The organism is Pseudomonas sp. FSL W5-0203, from assembly GCF_001896155.1.
Lineage (GTDB): Bacteria > Pseudomonadota > Gammaproteobacteria > Pseudomonadales > Pseudomonadaceae > Aquipseudomonas > Aquipseudomonas paracarnis.
In genome coordinates, this window is sequence record NZ_MPOR01000015.1 from 38,739 (window position 1) to 53,553 (window position 14,815).

At 62.0% G+C, this 14,815-nt stretch carries 12 protein-coding genes; 6 read left to right on the plus strand and 6 right to left on the minus strand.

Features of this window, described 5'->3' with window-relative positions:
• Positions 1–3: 3 nt before the first annotated feature.
• The 3 genes from trhO to BOP96_RS15330 all read right to left on the minus strand — a co-directional run bounded on the left by trhO (position 4) and on the right by BOP96_RS15330 (position 1,865).
• Positions 4–945, minus strand: coding sequence for an oxygen-dependent tRNA uridine(34) hydroxylase TrhO (trhO, locus tag BOP96_RS15320; protein ID WP_019817587.1), 942 nt, complete (start codon positions 943–945; stop codon positions 4–6).
• A 101-nt stretch (positions 946–1,046) separates the two neighbouring features.
• Positions 1,047–1,340: a BolA family protein gene (locus BOP96_RS15325; protein WP_020302252.1), complete on the minus strand. Its 294-nt coding sequence runs from the start codon at positions 1,338–1,340 to the stop codon at positions 1,047–1,049.
• 6 nt (positions 1,341–1,346) lie between these two features.
• Positions 1,347–1,865, minus strand: coding sequence for a DUF2059 domain-containing protein (locus BOP96_RS15330; protein ID WP_014719258.1), 519 nt, complete (start codon positions 1,863–1,865; stop codon positions 1,347–1,349).
• Positions 1,866–2,061: 196 nt separating this feature from the next.
• Between BOP96_RS15330 and BOP96_RS15335 the strand changes: the two genes are divergently transcribed.
• Positions 2,062–3,444: a class II fumarate hydratase gene (locus BOP96_RS15335; RefSeq protein ID WP_014719259.1), complete on the plus strand. Its 1,383-nt coding sequence runs from the start codon at positions 2,062–2,064 to the stop codon at positions 3,442–3,444.
• On the opposite strand, the gene BOP96_RS15340 is transcribed toward BOP96_RS15335, so the two are convergent.
• The 3 genes from BOP96_RS15340 to pap all read right to left on the minus strand — a co-directional run bounded on the left by BOP96_RS15340 (position 3,441) and on the right by pap (position 7,377).
• Positions 3,441–4,397: a DMT family transporter gene (locus BOP96_RS15340; RefSeq protein WP_014719260.1), complete on the minus strand. Its 957-nt coding sequence runs from the start codon at positions 4,395–4,397 to the stop codon at positions 3,441–3,443. The genes BOP96_RS15335 and BOP96_RS15340 overlap by 4 nt on opposite strands.
• A 188-nt stretch (positions 4,398–4,585) precedes the next feature.
• Entirely contained in the window at positions 4,586–5,770 is a 1,185-nt protein-coding gene (locus tag BOP96_RS15345) for a thiolase family protein (RefSeq protein ID WP_073453227.1), read from the minus strand.
• 92 nt (positions 5,771–5,862) lie between these two features.
• Positions 5,863–7,377: a polyphosphate:AMP phosphotransferase gene (gene pap / locus BOP96_RS15350; protein WP_014719262.1), complete on the minus strand. Its 1,515-nt coding sequence runs from the start codon at positions 7,375–7,377 to the stop codon at positions 5,863–5,865.
• A 154-nt stretch (positions 7,378–7,531) separates the two neighbouring features.
• On the opposite strand from pap, the gene mnmC reads away from it, so the two are divergent.
• From mnmC to BOP96_RS15375, 5 genes are all read left to right on the plus strand, one after another.
• Positions 7,532–9,532 carry a bifunctional tRNA (5-methylaminomethyl-2-thiouridine)(34)-methyltransferase MnmD/FAD-dependent 5-carboxymethylaminomethyl-2-thiouridine(34) oxidoreductase MnmC gene (gene mnmC / locus BOP96_RS15355; RefSeq protein WP_073453228.1) on the plus strand — a complete coding sequence of 667 codons (2,001 nt, stop codon included), beginning with the start codon at positions 7,532–7,534 and terminating at the stop codon, positions 9,530–9,532.
• Between the two features lie 136 nt (positions 9,533–9,668).
• Positions 9,669–11,441, plus strand: coding sequence for an N-acetylglutaminylglutamine amidotransferase (locus BOP96_RS15360; protein WP_073453230.1), 1,773 nt, complete (start codon positions 9,669–9,671; stop codon positions 11,439–11,441).
• A gap of 3 nt (positions 11,442–11,444) precedes the next feature.
• Entirely contained in the window at positions 11,445–13,190 is a 1,746-nt protein-coding gene (gene ngg, locus BOP96_RS15365) for an N-acetylglutaminylglutamine synthetase (RefSeq protein WP_019818559.1), read from the plus strand.
• A gap of 135 nt (positions 13,191–13,325) precedes the next feature.
• Positions 13,326–14,510 (plus strand): osmoprotectant NAGGN system M42 family peptidase, encoded by a 1,185-nt coding sequence (locus BOP96_RS15370; protein ID WP_014719266.1) that lies wholly within the window; start codon positions 13,326–13,328, stop codon positions 14,508–14,510.
• 72 nt (positions 14,511–14,582) lie between these two features.
• Complete coding sequence (locus tag BOP96_RS15375) at positions 14,583–14,810, plus strand: YheU family protein (protein ID WP_003192759.1); 228 nt, start codon at positions 14,583–14,585, stop codon at positions 14,808–14,810.
• The last annotated feature ends 5 nt before the right edge of the window (positions 14,811–14,815 follow it).

Sequence of the window (14,815 nt, forward strand, 5' to 3'; positions counted from 1 at the left end):
GGCTCAGGCCTCGGAAGGGGTTTGCTTGTAGTTGTAACCAATCGGGTGCGGCATGTTGCGGGCCTTGGCCAGTTCGATCTGCTTCTGGCGGTCGATCGCACTGCGACGGGTCTTCTCCGGCAGCTTATCCCAGCAATGGGGGCAACTGATGCCAGCCACATAATGCTCGGAGGCACGGTCTTCTACGCTCACCGGTGTGCGGCAGGCATGACATTGATCGTAGTCGCCTTCGCTCAAGTCGTGGCGCACGGTCACGCGATTGTCGAACACAAAGCAGTCGCCCTGCCATTTGGTTTCTTCCTGGGGCACCTCTTCGAGGTACTTCAGGATACCGCCCTTGAGGTGGTAGACCTCATCGAAGCCTTCGCTGAGCATGTAGCTCGACGCCTTCTCACAGCGAATGCCGCCAGTGCAGAACATGGCGACCTTCTTGTGCTTGGCCGGGTCGAAGTGGGCTTTGATGTAGTCGGGAAATTCGCGAAAACTGGTGGTTTTCGGGTCGATTGCGCCTTCAAAGGTGCCGATGGACACTTCGTAGTCGTTACGGGTGTCGATCAACAATACTTCCGGGTCGCTGATCAGCGCGTTCCAATCCTGCGGGTCGACGTAAGTACCCACCTTTTTGTTCGGGTCCACGCCTTCGACACCCAGGGTCACGATCTCTTTCTTGAGTTTGACCTTGGTGCGGTAGAACGGCTGGTCGTCGCAGTAAGACTCTTTGTGGTCGATGTCGACCATGCGTGGGTCTTTCTTGAGCCAGGCCATCAGGCCGTCAATGCCTTCGCGGCTGCCGGAAACGGTGCCGTTGATGCCTTCTTCGGCGATCAGCAAGGTGCCTTTGATGCCGTTATCGACCATCGCCTGCAACAGGGGCTCGCGCAGGGCGACGTAATCTTCGAGGGTGACGAACTTGTACAGTGCCGCCACGACAATCGGTTGAGTCATGGGTGTTATCTCCAGGTGGCTACCCTCGTAAGGGGTGAACCGGATGCAAAAAAAACGCGCCGGCTAAGCGGCGCGTTGCGGATTCTATCAGGGTTACCCCATCAATGTCCGCCGGCGCAGGTCGGCGAGGCCGGGGCTGCGTCGATTGTCGCCCATTCTTCGGGCGTATAGGTATGCAGCGCCAGCGCATGAAATTCGCTCATCAGGCTACCCAGGGTGGCGTAGACCTTCTGGTGGCGCTTGACGCGGTTAAGCCCCTCGAACTGCTGGCTGACCAGCACGGCCTTGAAGTGGGTCTGCAACCCACGACTGTGCATGTGGCTTTCATCCAGCACGCTCAAATGCTCCGGGACCAGGGCGGCAAGGGCCGTTTCGATACGCTGTTGCATGGTCATTCCTGCTTACTTCTTCTTGGCCGGTGCGGCGGCTTTTGGCGCCAGCTCGTTGGTCATGTCTTCCAACAGCTTGTTCACCACCGGTACGGCGCTTTCCAGCTTGGCCTGGGTCATCTGGGCCGATTGCTGGGTCAGCTGGGGCATTTTTTCCAGGACTTTCTTGCCAAGTGGCGACTGGTAGAACGCTACCAGGTCCTTGAGCTCGGATTCGCTGAAGTTGGTGGTGTAGAGCTTGACCATGTCGGGCTTGAGCTTCGGCCAGCCGATGGCCTGGTCCAGAGCGGCGTTGGCCTTGGCCTGGTAGCTGTCCAGTACGGACTGCTTGGCGGCAGGCGCCTTGGTCTGTTCGAAACGCTGGGCGAACATTTGCTGCACTTGCATGTACACCGGGGTCCCCAGCTTGTCAGCATGGGCCAGGGTAAGGAAGGCTTCGGCACTGGCGTTGTGGCTGGCGGTATCGGCAAGAACCTGGCCGCTGGCGCAAACCAGAGCAACCGCGGTACAGATGGCACGAAGACGAGTCATCGAGTTTCCTTTTCTAGCAGGCGAGGTAAGACCCCAAGGGCGACCATTCTGCGCCTAAAAAACCTCGCGGCTCAACCCCACCCCTCGGCAAGCCCTGGTTTCACGGGGCACGAGGGCACAAATGCGCTTTTAGGGAACCCACGCTGGCCGCCAGGGCCTAAACTGACCAATCACGACTGGATAAGGAGGGTGACCGATGAGCCGTATCGAAACCGACAGCCTGGGGGAAGTACAGGTCCCTGATGACGCCTATTGGGGTGCGCAAACCCAACGTTCGCTGGTCAATTTCGCGATTGGCGAGCAGCGCATGCCGCTGGCGGTATTGCATGCCTTGGCCTTGATCAAGAAGGCTGCGGCACGGGTCAACGACCGTAACGGCGACCTGCCCGCCGATATTGCCCGCCTGATCGAGCAAGCTGCCGACGAGGTTCTGGACGGCCAGCACGACGACCAGTTCCCGCTGGTGGTCTGGCAGACCGGCAGTGGCACCCAGAGCAACATGAACGCCAACGAAGTGATCGCTGGCCGCGCCAACGAACTGGCCGGCAACAACCGCGGCGGCAAGAGCCCGGTGCACCCCAACGATCACGTCAACCGTTCCCAGAGTTCCAACGACTGCTTCCCTACTGCCATGAGCATTGCTGCGGTGCAAGCGGTGAACAAGCAACTGCTGCCGGCGATCGCCACCTTGTCCGGTGGCCTGGCGGAATTGGCCGCGCGGCATATGAAACTGGTCAAGACCGGCCGTACCCACATGATGGATGCCACGCCGATCACCTTCGGCCAGGAACTTTCGGCGTTTATCGCCCAGCTCGATTACGCCGAGCGTGCGATCCGCAGCGCCCTGCCCGCGGTGTGCGAGCTGGCCCAGGGCGGCACTGCCGTCGGCACCGGCCTCAATGCCCCTCATGGCTTTGGCGAGGCGATTGCTTCCGAACTGGCCGCGTTGTCAGGTTTGCCCTTTGTGACCGCGCCGAACAAATTCGCCGCCCTCTCCGGCCATGAGCCGCTGGTGACCCTGCACGGCGCGCTGAAAACCCTGGCCGTGGCGCTGATGAAAATCGCCAACGACCTGCGCCTGCTGGGTTCGGGCCCTCGCGCCGGGCTGGCCGAAGTCAAGTTGCCGGCCAACGAACCGGGCAGTTCGATCATGCCCGGCAAGGTCAATCCGACCCAGTGCGAAGCGCTGTCGATGCTGGCCTGCCAGGTACTGGGCAACGACGTGACCATCGGCATGGCCGCCAGCCAAGGGCACTTGCAGTTGAACGTGTACAAGCCGGTGATCATCCACAACCTGCTGGAGTCGATCCGCCTGCTGGCCGATGGCTGCAACAATTTCCAGGAGCATTGCATTGCCGGCCTCGAACCCGACGCCGAGCAAATGGCCCAGCACCTGGAACGCGGGCTGATGCTGGTCACCGCCCTCAACCCGCATATCGGCTACGACAAGTCAGCCGAAATCGCCAAGAAGGCTTACGCCGAAGGGCTGACACTGCGTGAGGCTGCACTGGAGCTGGGCTACCTCACCGATGCCGAGTTTGACCAATGGGTGCGCCCGGAAAACATGCTCGGCGCTTAAACCGACATCCGCAGCCGCCGGGCCCTGAGCCCGGCGAGCAGCGAAGGCGCCAGCGCCACCATCGCCGAGCCCGTCACCACCACTAGCGCCCCCACATACCCCAAGGCATTGATCTCTTCGGCTTGCACATAGTCCGGCCATAGCCACGCCGCTACCGCCACGGCTACGAAGGTCACCAGGGGCGTCAACGCCAGGGTTGCACTGACCCGCGAAGCTTCCCAATGCGCCAGGGCTTCGGCAAATGCGCCGTAGGCCACCAGCGTATTCATGCAGCACGCCAGCAGCAGCCAGCCTTGCAGCGGGCTCAACTGCAACGCCTCCAGCGGATGTGCCCAAGGGGTGAGCAACAGCGCGCACGACAGATAGATCACCATCATCACCTGCAGCGAATTCCACACCGTCAGCAACTGCTTCTGACCCAGTGCATAGAACACCCAGATGGTGGTGGCGAGCAGGATCGTCAGCACACCGGCGGTGTAGGTGCCCATGGACGTCAGCAATTCCACCAGACGTTGGTTGAAGAACAAACCAAAGCCTGCGATCAGCACCAACAACCCCACTCCCTGCCCCAGGCTGAAGCGCTCCTTGAACACAAACACACTGGCTACCATCAGAAAGATCGGCCCCATCTGCACCACCAACTGCGCCGTGCCCGGGCTGAGCATTTTCAGGCCCACCAGGTACAACACGTAGTTGCCCACCAGGCCACACACCGCCATGCCCACCAGCCACCCACCCTTGGGGCCAAGCACTTTGCGGCTGGGCAGGCGTTTGGTGGCGGCCAGGTAAACGAACAGGCACGTGCCCGCTACCATGAGGCGAAACCAAGTCACAGTGATCGGATCCATCACCTGCAACACTTGCTTGAGCTTGATCGGAAGAATGCCCCACAGAAACGCGGTCAGCAGGGTCAGGAAAAAACCGTAGACCCAGCGGCCGGAAGAAATGTGCATGAATGCCCCAGATGCCAGAGGAAGTGGAACAGGCATTCTAGGGGCAAGTCACTGAGTTCGGATACGTCACAGTCTTGAATGGGGGAGCTGGCTTGCCTGCGATGGCGGTTTATTTGTGCCCAATCTGTCGCTGGCCCACCGCTATCGCAGGCAAGCCAGCTCCCACATTGGCCGTATTCCAACCCGACTCAGCGTACGGCTTCGAAGAGTCCGGTGGCGCCCATCCCGCCCCCCACGCACATGGTGACAATCCCGTAACGCAGGTTGCGCCGTTGCAGCTCGCGCACCAGGTGCCCCACCTGCCGCGAGCCGGTCATGCCGAACGGGTGCCCGATGGAAATCGAGCCGCCGTTGACATTGTATTTGGCATTATCGATCTCCAAGCGATTGCGTGCGTAAAGGCACTGGGAAGCAAAGGCTTCATTGAGTTCCCACAAGTCGATGTCCGCCACCTGCAAACCCTTAGCCTTGAGCAACTTGGGCACCGAGAACACCGGGCCAATGCCCATTTCATCCGGCTCGCAACCGGCCACGGTAAAGCCCCGGAAGAACGCCTTGGGCTTGAGCCCCAGTTCCAGAGCTTTTTCCAGGCTCATCACCAGGGTCATCGACGCACCGTCGGAAAGCTGCGAGGAGTTACCTGCCGTTACCGAGCCATCCTCGGCAAATACCGGCTTCAGGCCGCTGAGGCTGGCCAGGGTGGTGTCCGGGCGGTTGCAGTCGTCACGGTCGACCACGCCATCCAGGATCTGCACCGCGCCAGTGTTCTTGTCCTCGACCTTGTACTTGACCGCCATCGGCACGATTTCATCGTTGAACAAGCCATCAGCCTGGGCCTGGGCGGTGCGCTGCTGGCTTTGCAGCGCGTAAAGATCCTGGTCTTCGCGGCTGACGTGATAGCGGCGCGCAACGATTTCGGCGGTCTGGCCCATGGGCAAGTAAATGCCCGGCACCTGTTCCTTAAGCAGCGGGTTGATCAGGTTATCGGTGTTGACGCTCTTCATGGTCAGGCTGATGGACTCCACGCCACCGGCAACAATGATGTCGCTGCAGCCCGAAGCGATCTGGTTGGCGGCAATGGCAATCGCCTGCAAGCCCGACGAACAGAAACGGTTGAGGGTCATGCCCGCCGTACCGGTGCCCAGTTGCGAGAGCACCGCCACGTTACGCCCGATGTTATAGCCCTGGGCGCCTTCGTTGGAGCCGGCACCGACGATGCAGTCTTCTACCGTCGCAGGGTCGATACCGTTGCGGGCCAGCAGCGCATTGACACAATGGGCCGCCATGTCATCGGGGCGGGTCTGGTTGAACTTGCCGCGAAAGGATTTGGCCAGGCCGGTTCGCACGCTGTCGACGATCACTACTTCACGCATGGGCTACCTCGATCTTGTGGTTGTTGATCGAGGATAGAGCCGGGCCAGGCCGACCGCGATGATCATTCACTGCGTGGATGCAAAAGCATGGGCTATTTCTTTTTCTTTTTGTCGTGCTTGTCGCTTTTATCAAACGCCTCTTCCAGCGCACGGTTGATGGTGCGCAGCACCTTGACCCGCGCCCAGCGTTTGTCGTTGGCTTCTACCAGGGTCCAAGGCGCCACCTCGGTGCTGGTGCGGTCAACCATGTCGCCCACCGCCGCGCGGTAGTCGTCCCACTTGTCGCGATTGCGCCAGTCGTCTTCAGTAATCTTGAAGCGCTTGAAGGGGATTTCTTCACGGGCCTGGAAGCGTTCCAGCTGCGTCTCCTTGTCGATGGCCAGCCAGAACTTGACCACGATCACGCCCGCATCGCGCAGTTGCTCTTCGAAGTCATTGATCTCGCCATAGGCGCGCATCCAGTCCGCTGGGGTACAGAAGCCTTCGATGCGCTCCACCAGCACGCGACCGTACCAGGAGCGGTCAAACACGGTGAACATGCCGCGCGCCGGGATCTTCTGCCAGAACCGCCACAGATAAGGCTGGGCCCGTTCGTCTTCGCTGGGCGCGGCAATCGGCACGATGTGGTACTGGCGTGGGTCCAGTGCTGCCGCCACACGGCGGATCGCCCCGCCCTTGCCTGCCGCGTCGTTGCCCTCGAATACACTCACCAACGCGTGCTTGCGCATGCGTTTGTCGCGCATCAGCCCAGAGAAGCGCGCCTGCTCGGTAATCAGTTGTTCTTCGTAATCATCCTTGTCCAGGCGCAGGGTCATGTCGAGGCTGTCGAGCAGGCTCTTTTGGTCCACCGAGGCAAGCAACGGCGCCGGGTTCATGCCGCTGGCCTTGACCTTGGCCTGCTTCAGGGCACTTTGCAGCCCATCGAGCAGGATCTTGCCCACGGTCAGCCCACGGTAATGGGGGTCGACGCCTTCGATCACATGCCACGGCGCGTAATCGCGGCTGGTGCGGCGCAGCACACGCTCACCGAAATGCACGAACTTGTCGTAGGTCTTGGACTGCTGCCAGTCCAATGGGCTGATGCGCCAGCTGTGCAGCGGGTCGTCGGCCAGAGCCTTGAGGCGCGCCTTCATCTGTTTTTTTGACAGGTGGAACCAGAACTTGAAGATCAGCGCACCTTCATCGCAGAGCATCTTTTCCAGGCGTTCGGCGCCGGCAATGGCCTGGTCCAGCCGCGCATCCTTGATCTGCCCATGCACGCGGCCTTGGAGCATCTGGCTGTACCAGTTGCCGAAGAAAATGCCCATGCGGCCCTTGGCCGGCAGTTGCCGCCAGTAGCGCCAGGCCGGTGGGCGCGCCAGTTCTTCGTCGGTTTGCTGGTCGAAGGTGCGCACTTCGATCAGGCGCGGGTCCATCCATTCATTGAGCAGCTTGACGGTTTCACCCTTGCCCGCGCCCTCGATGCCGTTGATGAGGATGATCACCGGGAAGCGCTTCTGCTGTTGCAGCTCGTACTGAACTTCCAGCAAGGCTTCACGCAGGGCTGGCACCTCGGCGTCGTAGGTGTCTTTGTCGATGGCGTGACCGATTTCGGCGGATTCGAACATGGGCAGCTCCGTTTCAAGATGGCTCAAGACTAGCGGATTGGGCCAAGACACGCGCAAGCAAATACACCCCAGCCTTGCCATGGATCAATTCAACACCTGTTGATCGGCTAGAATGGCCGCCTTGTCTTTGCCCGCTTTCATTTTATGAGCCGCCATGAACCCCATCACCCACGCCCAGCTCGACTGGGATGATCAAGGCCGCCCGCATTCGCGGGTATTCGACGACGTGTATTTTTCCGACCAGTCGGGCCTGGAAGAAACCCGCTACGTGTTCCTGGAGCAGAACCGCTTGCAGGAACGCTTCGCCGCCTTGCCAACAGGTGGGCGCCTGGTGATTGGCGAGACCGGCTTCGGCACCGGTTTGAACTTCCTCTGCGCCTGGCAGTTGTTCGAACAGCACGCAGTCGCCGGTGCGCGGCTGCACTTTGTCAGCGTGGAAAAATACCCCCTCAGCCATGCCGACCTGCAACGCGCCCTCGCCCTCTGGCCCGAACTGCAACCCTTGGCCGAGCAATTGCTGGCGCAATACATTGCCATCCACCAGGGTTTTCAGCGCCTGGTATTGGACAATGGCCGCGTGACCCTGACCCTGTTGATCGGTGATGCGCTGGAACAATTGCCGCAACTGGACGCCCAGGTCGATGCGTGGTTTCTCGACGGGTTCGCCCCGGCGAAAAACCCCGACATGTGGACCGCTGAGCTGTTCGCCCAACTGGCGCGCCTGGCGGCACCGGGCTCGACCATCAGCACCTTCACCAGCACCGGCTGGGTAAGGCGGTTGATCAATGCCGCCGGGTTCAAGATGAAACGCACGCCAGGCATCGGCCATAAGTGGGAGATCCTGCGTGGGGAGTTTGTCGGTTGGCCCGCCGACTTACCCGCGCCGGCCCCACGTAAACCCTGGTTCGCCCGGCCACCCGCCATCGAGGGAGAACGTCATGCCCTGGTCATCGGCGGTGGCCTGGCCGGTTGCGCGACCGCCGCCAGCCTGGCCGCCCGGGGTTGGCGTGTCAGCCTTCTGGAGCGCCATGCCGGCCTGGCACAGGAAGCTTCGGGCAACCCACAGGGTGTGTTGTACCTCAAGCTTTCGGCCCATGGCACGGCTTTGTCCCAGTTGATCCTCAGCGGTTTTGGCCACACCCGACGCCTGCTGGAACACTTGCACCGAGGTGTCGATTGGGACGGCTGTGGCGTGTTGCAACTGGCGTTTGACGCTAAAGAAACCCAGCGTCAGGCTCAATTGGCCAACGCCTTTGCTCCGGATCTGCTGCAGCTGCTGGACCGCGACCAGGCGCAGCAAAAGGCGGGAATCGAACTGGCCCACGGCGGGTTGTTTTTTCCACAGGGCGGTTGGGTGCATCCACCCGCGCTGTGCCAGTGGCAGGCCAAACATCCACTGATTGAAGTGCTCTCCCACCACGAGGCACTGGAACTGCACCGGCTCGACGACCAATGGCAAGCCCGCGCCGGTGACCGCGTATTGGCCAGCGCCAGTGTCGTGGTGCTCGCCGGGGCTGCGGAGATCAAGCGTTTCCCCTTCAGTGCAGACATACCGCTCAAGCGCATCCGTGGGCAGATCACTCGGCTGGCGCAAACCTGCGCGAGTAAAGCGCTGGCCACGGTGGTCTGTGCCGAAGGCTACGTCGCGCCGGCCCGGCTTGGCGAACACACCCTGGGCGCGAGTTTCGACTTCAACAATCAAGACCTCACGCCCACGCCCGCCGAACACCATGGCAACCTGCAGATGCTGGGTGAGATTTCTACCGACCTGCTGCAACGCCTGGGTGCTGATCGCTTGACACCTGAACAGCTGGAGGGCCGTGCCGCGTTTCGTTGTACTAGCCCTGACTACCTGCCCATCGTTGGGCCACTGGCTGACCATGCGGCGTTTGAGCAGGCTTATGCGGTACTGGGCAAAGATGCCCGGCAAGTACCGCAAACGCCCTGCCCGTGGCTGCCAGGTCTGTTTCTCAATAGCGGCCATGGCTCGCGTGGATTGATCACTGCGCCGTTGTGCGGCGAACTATTGGCTGCGTGGCTGAGTGATGAGCCCCTGCCAGTGCCAACCAGCGTAGCCGAGGCTTGCCACCCCAATCGATTTGCCCTGCGCGCGTTGGTGCGAGGCCAGGGCGCTGCACAAAAAAAGCCGGATTAAAGGCAAGGCGGCTATCTGCCTTATAACTTATCGGTCTAAAACTCCACGCATAGCACTGGGTCAGTTTCTGGGTACGCGCCCTTTTGGGCGTATTGAGTATTGACCCCTCCCCAACGGAAAAACCGGTAAGGAATTTATGTGTGGACTAGCTGGCGAGTTACGCTTTGATCATCAACCTGCCGACCTGGCAGCCGTAGAACGCATCACGCACCACCTCGCCCCCCGAGGCCCCGACGCCTGGGGCTTTCATGCCCAAGGGCCGATTGCCCTGGGCCACCGCCGCCTGAAGATCATGGACCTGTCGGACGGCTCTGCCCAACCGATGGTCGACGCCCATCTGGGGCTGTCCCTGGCGTTCAATGGCGCTATCTATAATTTCCCGGAGCTGCGCCAAGAGCTGGAAGCCCTGGGTTACGCCTTCTATTCCGGTGGCGACACCGAAGTGTTGCTCAAGGGTTATCACGCCTGGGGCGAAGCGCTGCTGCCCAAGCTCAACGGCATGTTCGCTTTCGCCATCTGGGAGCGTGATGCCCAGCGTCTGTTCATCGCTCGTGACCGTCTCGGTGTGAAGCCCTTGTACCTGTCGCGCACCGGCCAGCGCCTGCGTTTCGCCTCGGCGTTGCCAGCGTTGCTCAAGGGTGGGGATATCAACCCGATCCTCGATCCGGTCGCCCTCAACCACTACCTGAATTTCCACGCCGTGGTCCCCGCGCCGCGCACGCTGTTGGCCGGCATCGAAAAGCTGCCGCCCGCCAGTTGGATGCGCATCGACGCCAGCGGCAAGACTGAACAGAAAACCTGGTGGACCCTGCCCTACGGCCCCCATGAGGACGAAAAACACCTGACCCTGGAAGACTGGACCGACCGCGTGCTCGACAGCACCCGCGAAGCCGTGGCCATCCGCCAACGTGCGGCGGTGGATGTGGGTGTGCTGCTGTCAGGCGGCGTCGATTCGAGCATGCTCGTCGGCCTGCTGCGTGAAGTGGGCGTGGACGATTTGTCGACCTTCTCCATCGGCTTTGAAGACGCCGGCGGCGAACGTGGCGATGAGTTCCAGTACTCAGACCTGATCGCCAAACACTACGGCACCCATCACCACCAACTGCGCATCGCCGAAAGCGAGATCATCGAGCAACTGCCAGCAGCCTTCCGCGCCATGAGCGAGCCGATGGTCAGCCATGACTGCATCGCCTTCTACCTGCTGTCGCGGGAAGTGGCCAAGCATTGCAAAGTGGTGCAGAGCGGCCAGGGCGCCGATGAACTGTTCGCCGGTTACCACTGGTACCCGCAAGTGGACGGTGCCAGCGACCCGTACGCGGCCTATCGCGAGGCGTTTTTCGACCGCAGCTACGACGACTACGCGGCGACCGTCGCGCCCCAATGGCTGACCGCCAACGACGCTGCCGGCGACTTCGTGCGCGAGCATTTCGCGATGCCGGGCGCCGACGCGGCGGTGGACAAGGCCCTGCGTCTGGACAGCACGGTGATGCTGGTGGACGACCCGGTCAAACGCGTCGACAACATGACCATGGCCTGGGGCCTGGAAGCGCGCACACCGTTCCTCGACTACCGCCTGGTAGAACTGTCGGCCCGTGTGCCGGCCCAGTTCAAGCTGCCCGACGGCGGCAAACAGGTGCTCAAGGAAGCGGCGCGTCGGGTGATCCCCAGCGAAGTCATCGACCGCAAGAAAGGCTACTTCCCCGTGCCCGGCCTCAAGCACCTGCAGGGCGATACCTTGAATTGGGTGCGCGAGTTGCTGCTGGACCCGAGCCAGGACCGCGGGCTGTTCAACCCGGCCATGCTCGACCGCTTGCTCACCGACCCGCAAGGCCAATTGACCCCGCTGCGCGGCTCCAAGCTGTGGCAGCTGGCGGCGCTGAACCTGTGGCTGAGCGAACAAGGAATCTGATCCATGAAACCGAATGCCGCGGCTTACAGCCAACGCTTACTCAAGGGCCAGGCGCCGACCTACGAGCGCCTGCAAGCGCGCCTGGCCGAAGATGGCAGCGCACTGGCCGCCGACCCGATTGCCGTGCATTGCGGCTGGGGCCGTTTGTTGATCGGCCACACCTTTCCCGACCCGGCAAGCCTGGCTCAGGAACTGCTCAACGAGCAGCCCGGGGAGCGCGATATCGCCCTGTACGTGGCAGCGCCCCAGCAAATCCTGGGCATTGACCCGCAGCAACTGTTCCTCGACCCGTCCGACACCCTGCGCCTGTGGTTCACCGACTACCGCCCGGCCACCCGGGTGTTTCGCGGCTTTCGTATTCGCCGGGTGCAGAGCGAGGCCGACTGGCAAGCGGTCAACCACCTGTACCAGGGCCGCGGGATGCTGCCTGTCGACCCGGAACGCCTCACCCCACGTCATCAAGGCGGCCCGGTGTACTGGCTGGCCGAAGATGAAGACAGCGGCGCGGTGATTGGCAGCGTGATGGGCCTCAACCATCACAAGGCCTTCCACGACCCGGAGAACGGTTGCAGCCTCTGGTGTTTGGCCGTCGACCCTCAATGCACCCGCCCTGGCGTCGGTGAAGTGTTGGTGCGCCACTTGGTGGAGCACTTCATGAGCCGAGGCTTGAGCTACCTGGACTTGTCGGTGCTGCACGATAACCGCCAGGCCAAGAGCCTTTACGCCAAGCTCGGCTTTCGGGCGTTGACCACCTTTGCAATCAAGCGCAAGAACGGCATCAATCAACCGCTGTTTCTGGGCCCGGGGCCTCAGGCGGAGTTCAACCCTTACGCACGCATCATTGTCGAAGAAGCCCACCGACGCGGTATTGATGTGCACGTTGACGACGCCGATGCGGGTTTGTTCACCCTTAGCCACGGCGGGCGTCGCGTGCGTTGCCGTGAGTCCCTGAGCGACCTGACCAGCGCCATCAGCATGACCCTGTGCCAGGACAAGAGCCTCACCCACAAGGTGCTCAAGGCGGCGGGCCTGCAGGTGCCGGTGCAACAGTTGGCGGGCAGTGCCGACGACAACCTGGAGTTTCTCGACGAACACCAGCGCATCGTGGTCAAGCCGCTGGATGGCGAGCAAGGCCATGGCGTCGCCGTGGATCTGCGCAGCATCGAAGAGGTGCAGCAGGCGATCGAAGCGGCGCGCCAGTTCGACAGCCGCGTGTTGCTGGAAAGCTTCCACGAAGGCCTGGACCTGCGCATTCTGGTGATCGGTTTTGAAGTGGTCGCGGCTGCGATTCGTCGCCCTGCCGAAGTGATCGGCGACGGCCAGCATTCGATTCGCGCGTTGATCCAGGCGCAAAGCCGTCGTCGCCAGGCGGCCACCGACGGCGAGAGCAAAATCCCGCTGGATGCAGAAACCGAGCGCACCCTCAAAGCCGCAGGTTACGACTACAACAGCATCCTGCCCCGTGGCGTGCAACTGGCCGTGCGACGCACCGCCAACCTGCACACCGGGGGTTGCCTGGAAGATGTCACGGCGATCCTGCACCCGACACTGGTGGATGCAGCCGTGCGTGCGGCCCGTGCCCTGGATATCCCTATGGTCGGCCTGGACCTGATGGTACCTGCGGCCGACCAGCCAGAGTATGTGTTTATCGAAGCCAACGAACGGGCCGGCCTGGCCAACCATGAACCGCAACCCACGGCTGAGAAGTTTGTGGATTTGTTGTTCCCACACAGTCAGCCGGCTACCTGACTACCGATCGTTCCCACGCTCCGCGTGGGAATGCAGCCTGTGACGCTCTGCGTCACCACAGCGGACGCAAAGCGTCCCTGAGGCGTTCCCACGCAGAGCGTGGGAACGATCGCCCTCAACTCATCAGGAGTTTCCATGACCCGAACCATTCCCGAACCCGATCTCGCGTACCTGCAAAAAGTGCTGCTGGAAATGCTCGCCATTCCCAGCCCCACCGGTTTTACCGACACCATCGTGCGTTACGTCGCCGAACGCCTGGAAGAGCTCGGCATTCCGTTTGAAATGACCCGACGCGGCACCATTCGCGCCACCCTCAAGGGCCAGAAAAACAGCCCTGACCGCGCCGTCTCCGCCCACCTGGACACCATCGGCGCCGCCGTGCGTGCGATCAAGGACAACGGGCGCCTGACCCTGGCGCCGGTGGGCTGCTGGTCGAGCCGCTTTGCCGAAGGTAGCCGGGTCAGCCTGTTCACCGACAACGGCGTGATTCGCGGCAGCGTATTACCGCTGATGGCCTCCGGGCACGCATTCAACACCGCCGTGGATGAAATGCCGGTGAGCTGGGACCATGTCGAGCTGCGCCTGGACGCCTACTGCGCCACGCGTGCCGACTGCGACTCCCTGGGCATCAGTGTGGGTGACTACGTGGCGTTCGACCCACTGCCCGAGTTCACCGAGAGCGGGCATATCAGCGCTCGCCACCTGGACGACAAGGCCGGCGTCGCCGCCCTGCTCGCCGCGCTCAAGGCCATCGTCGACAGTGGCGAACCCTTGCTGATCGACTGCCACCCGCTGTTCACCATTACCGAGGAAACCGGCAGTGGCGCAGCGGCCGCCCTGCCCTGGGATGTGAGTGAGTTTGTCGGCATCGATATCGCCCCGGTCGCCCCCGGCCAGCACTCCAGCGAACATGCGGTGAGCGTGGCCATGCAGGACTCCGGCGGGCCCTATGACTATCACCTGTCCCGCCACTTGCTGCGCCTGGCGTCGGACAACGACCTGCCGGTACGCCGCGATCTGTTCCGCTATTACTTCAGCGATGCGCACTCGGCGGTCACCGCCGGCCATGACATTCGCACTGCATTACTGGCCTTCGGTTGTGACGCCACCCATGGTTACGAGCGTACCCATATCGACAGCCTCGCCGCCCTGAGCCGCTTATTGGGCGCCTATATCCTCAGCCCGCCGGTGTTTGCCAGCGATGCGCAACCGGCCCAGGGCTCACTGGATCGGTTCAGTCATCAGATCGAGCATGAAACGCAAATGGAGAGCGACACCCGCGTGCCGTCGGTGGACAGCCTGGTCGGCCAGAAGTCCTGACGCGGTGAGTTGATACTGGCAACAAAGGTCCCGGCGCAGTAGCATCGCCGGGACCTGACACCCGAGGCTTGTATGCTGATTCCCTACGATGCACTTGAAGTCGACACCCTGACCCGCCTCATCGAAGACTTCGTCACCCGCGACGGCACCGACAATGGCGACGACACGCCCCTGGAAACCCGCGTGCTGCGCGTGCGCCAGGCGCTGACCAAAGGCCAGGCGCTGATCGTCTTCGATCCCGAGAGCGAGCAATGCCAGTTGATGCTCAAGCACGATGTGCCCAAGCACCTGTTCGACTGAAGCCT

Bases quoted from the DNA above. Each gene is read 5' to 3' on its own strand.
- trhO (WP_019817587.1), bottom strand. From the start codon at position 945: ATGACTCAACCGATTGTCGTGGCGGCACTGTACAAGTTCGTCACCCTC.
- BOP96_RS15325 (WP_020302252.1), bottom strand. From the start codon at position 1,340: ATGACCATGCAACAGCGTATCGAAACGGCCCTTGCCGCCCTGGTCCCG.
- BOP96_RS15330 (WP_014719258.1), bottom strand. From the start codon at position 1,865: ATGACTCGTCTTCGTGCCATCTGTACCGCGGTTGCTCTGGTTTGCGCC.
- BOP96_RS15335 (WP_014719259.1), top strand. From the start codon at position 2,062: ATGAGCCGTATCGAAACCGACAGCCTGGGGGAAGTACAGGTCCCTGAT.
- BOP96_RS15340 (WP_014719260.1), bottom strand. From the start codon at position 4,397: ATGCACATTTCTTCCGGCCGCTGGGTCTACGGTTTTTTCCTGACCCTG.
- BOP96_RS15345 (WP_073453227.1), bottom strand. From the start codon at position 5,770: ATGCGTGAAGTAGTGATCGTCGACAGCGTGCGAACCGGCCTGGCCAAA.
- pap (WP_014719262.1), bottom strand. From the start codon at position 7,377: ATGTTCGAATCCGCCGAAATCGGTCACGCCATCGACAAAGACACCTAC.
- mnmC (WP_073453228.1), top strand. From the start codon at position 7,532: ATGAACCCCATCACCCACGCCCAGCTCGACTGGGATGATCAAGGCCGC.
- BOP96_RS15360 (WP_073453230.1), top strand. From the start codon at position 9,669: ATGTGTGGACTAGCTGGCGAGTTACGCTTTGATCATCAACCTGCCGAC.
- ngg (WP_019818559.1), top strand. From the start codon at position 11,445: ATGAAACCGAATGCCGCGGCTTACAGCCAACGCTTACTCAAGGGCCAG.
- BOP96_RS15370 (WP_014719266.1), top strand. From the start codon at position 13,326: ATGACCCGAACCATTCCCGAACCCGATCTCGCGTACCTGCAAAAAGTG.
- BOP96_RS15375 (WP_003192759.1), top strand. From the start codon at position 14,583: ATGCTGATTCCCTACGATGCACTTGAAGTCGACACCCTGACCCGCCTC.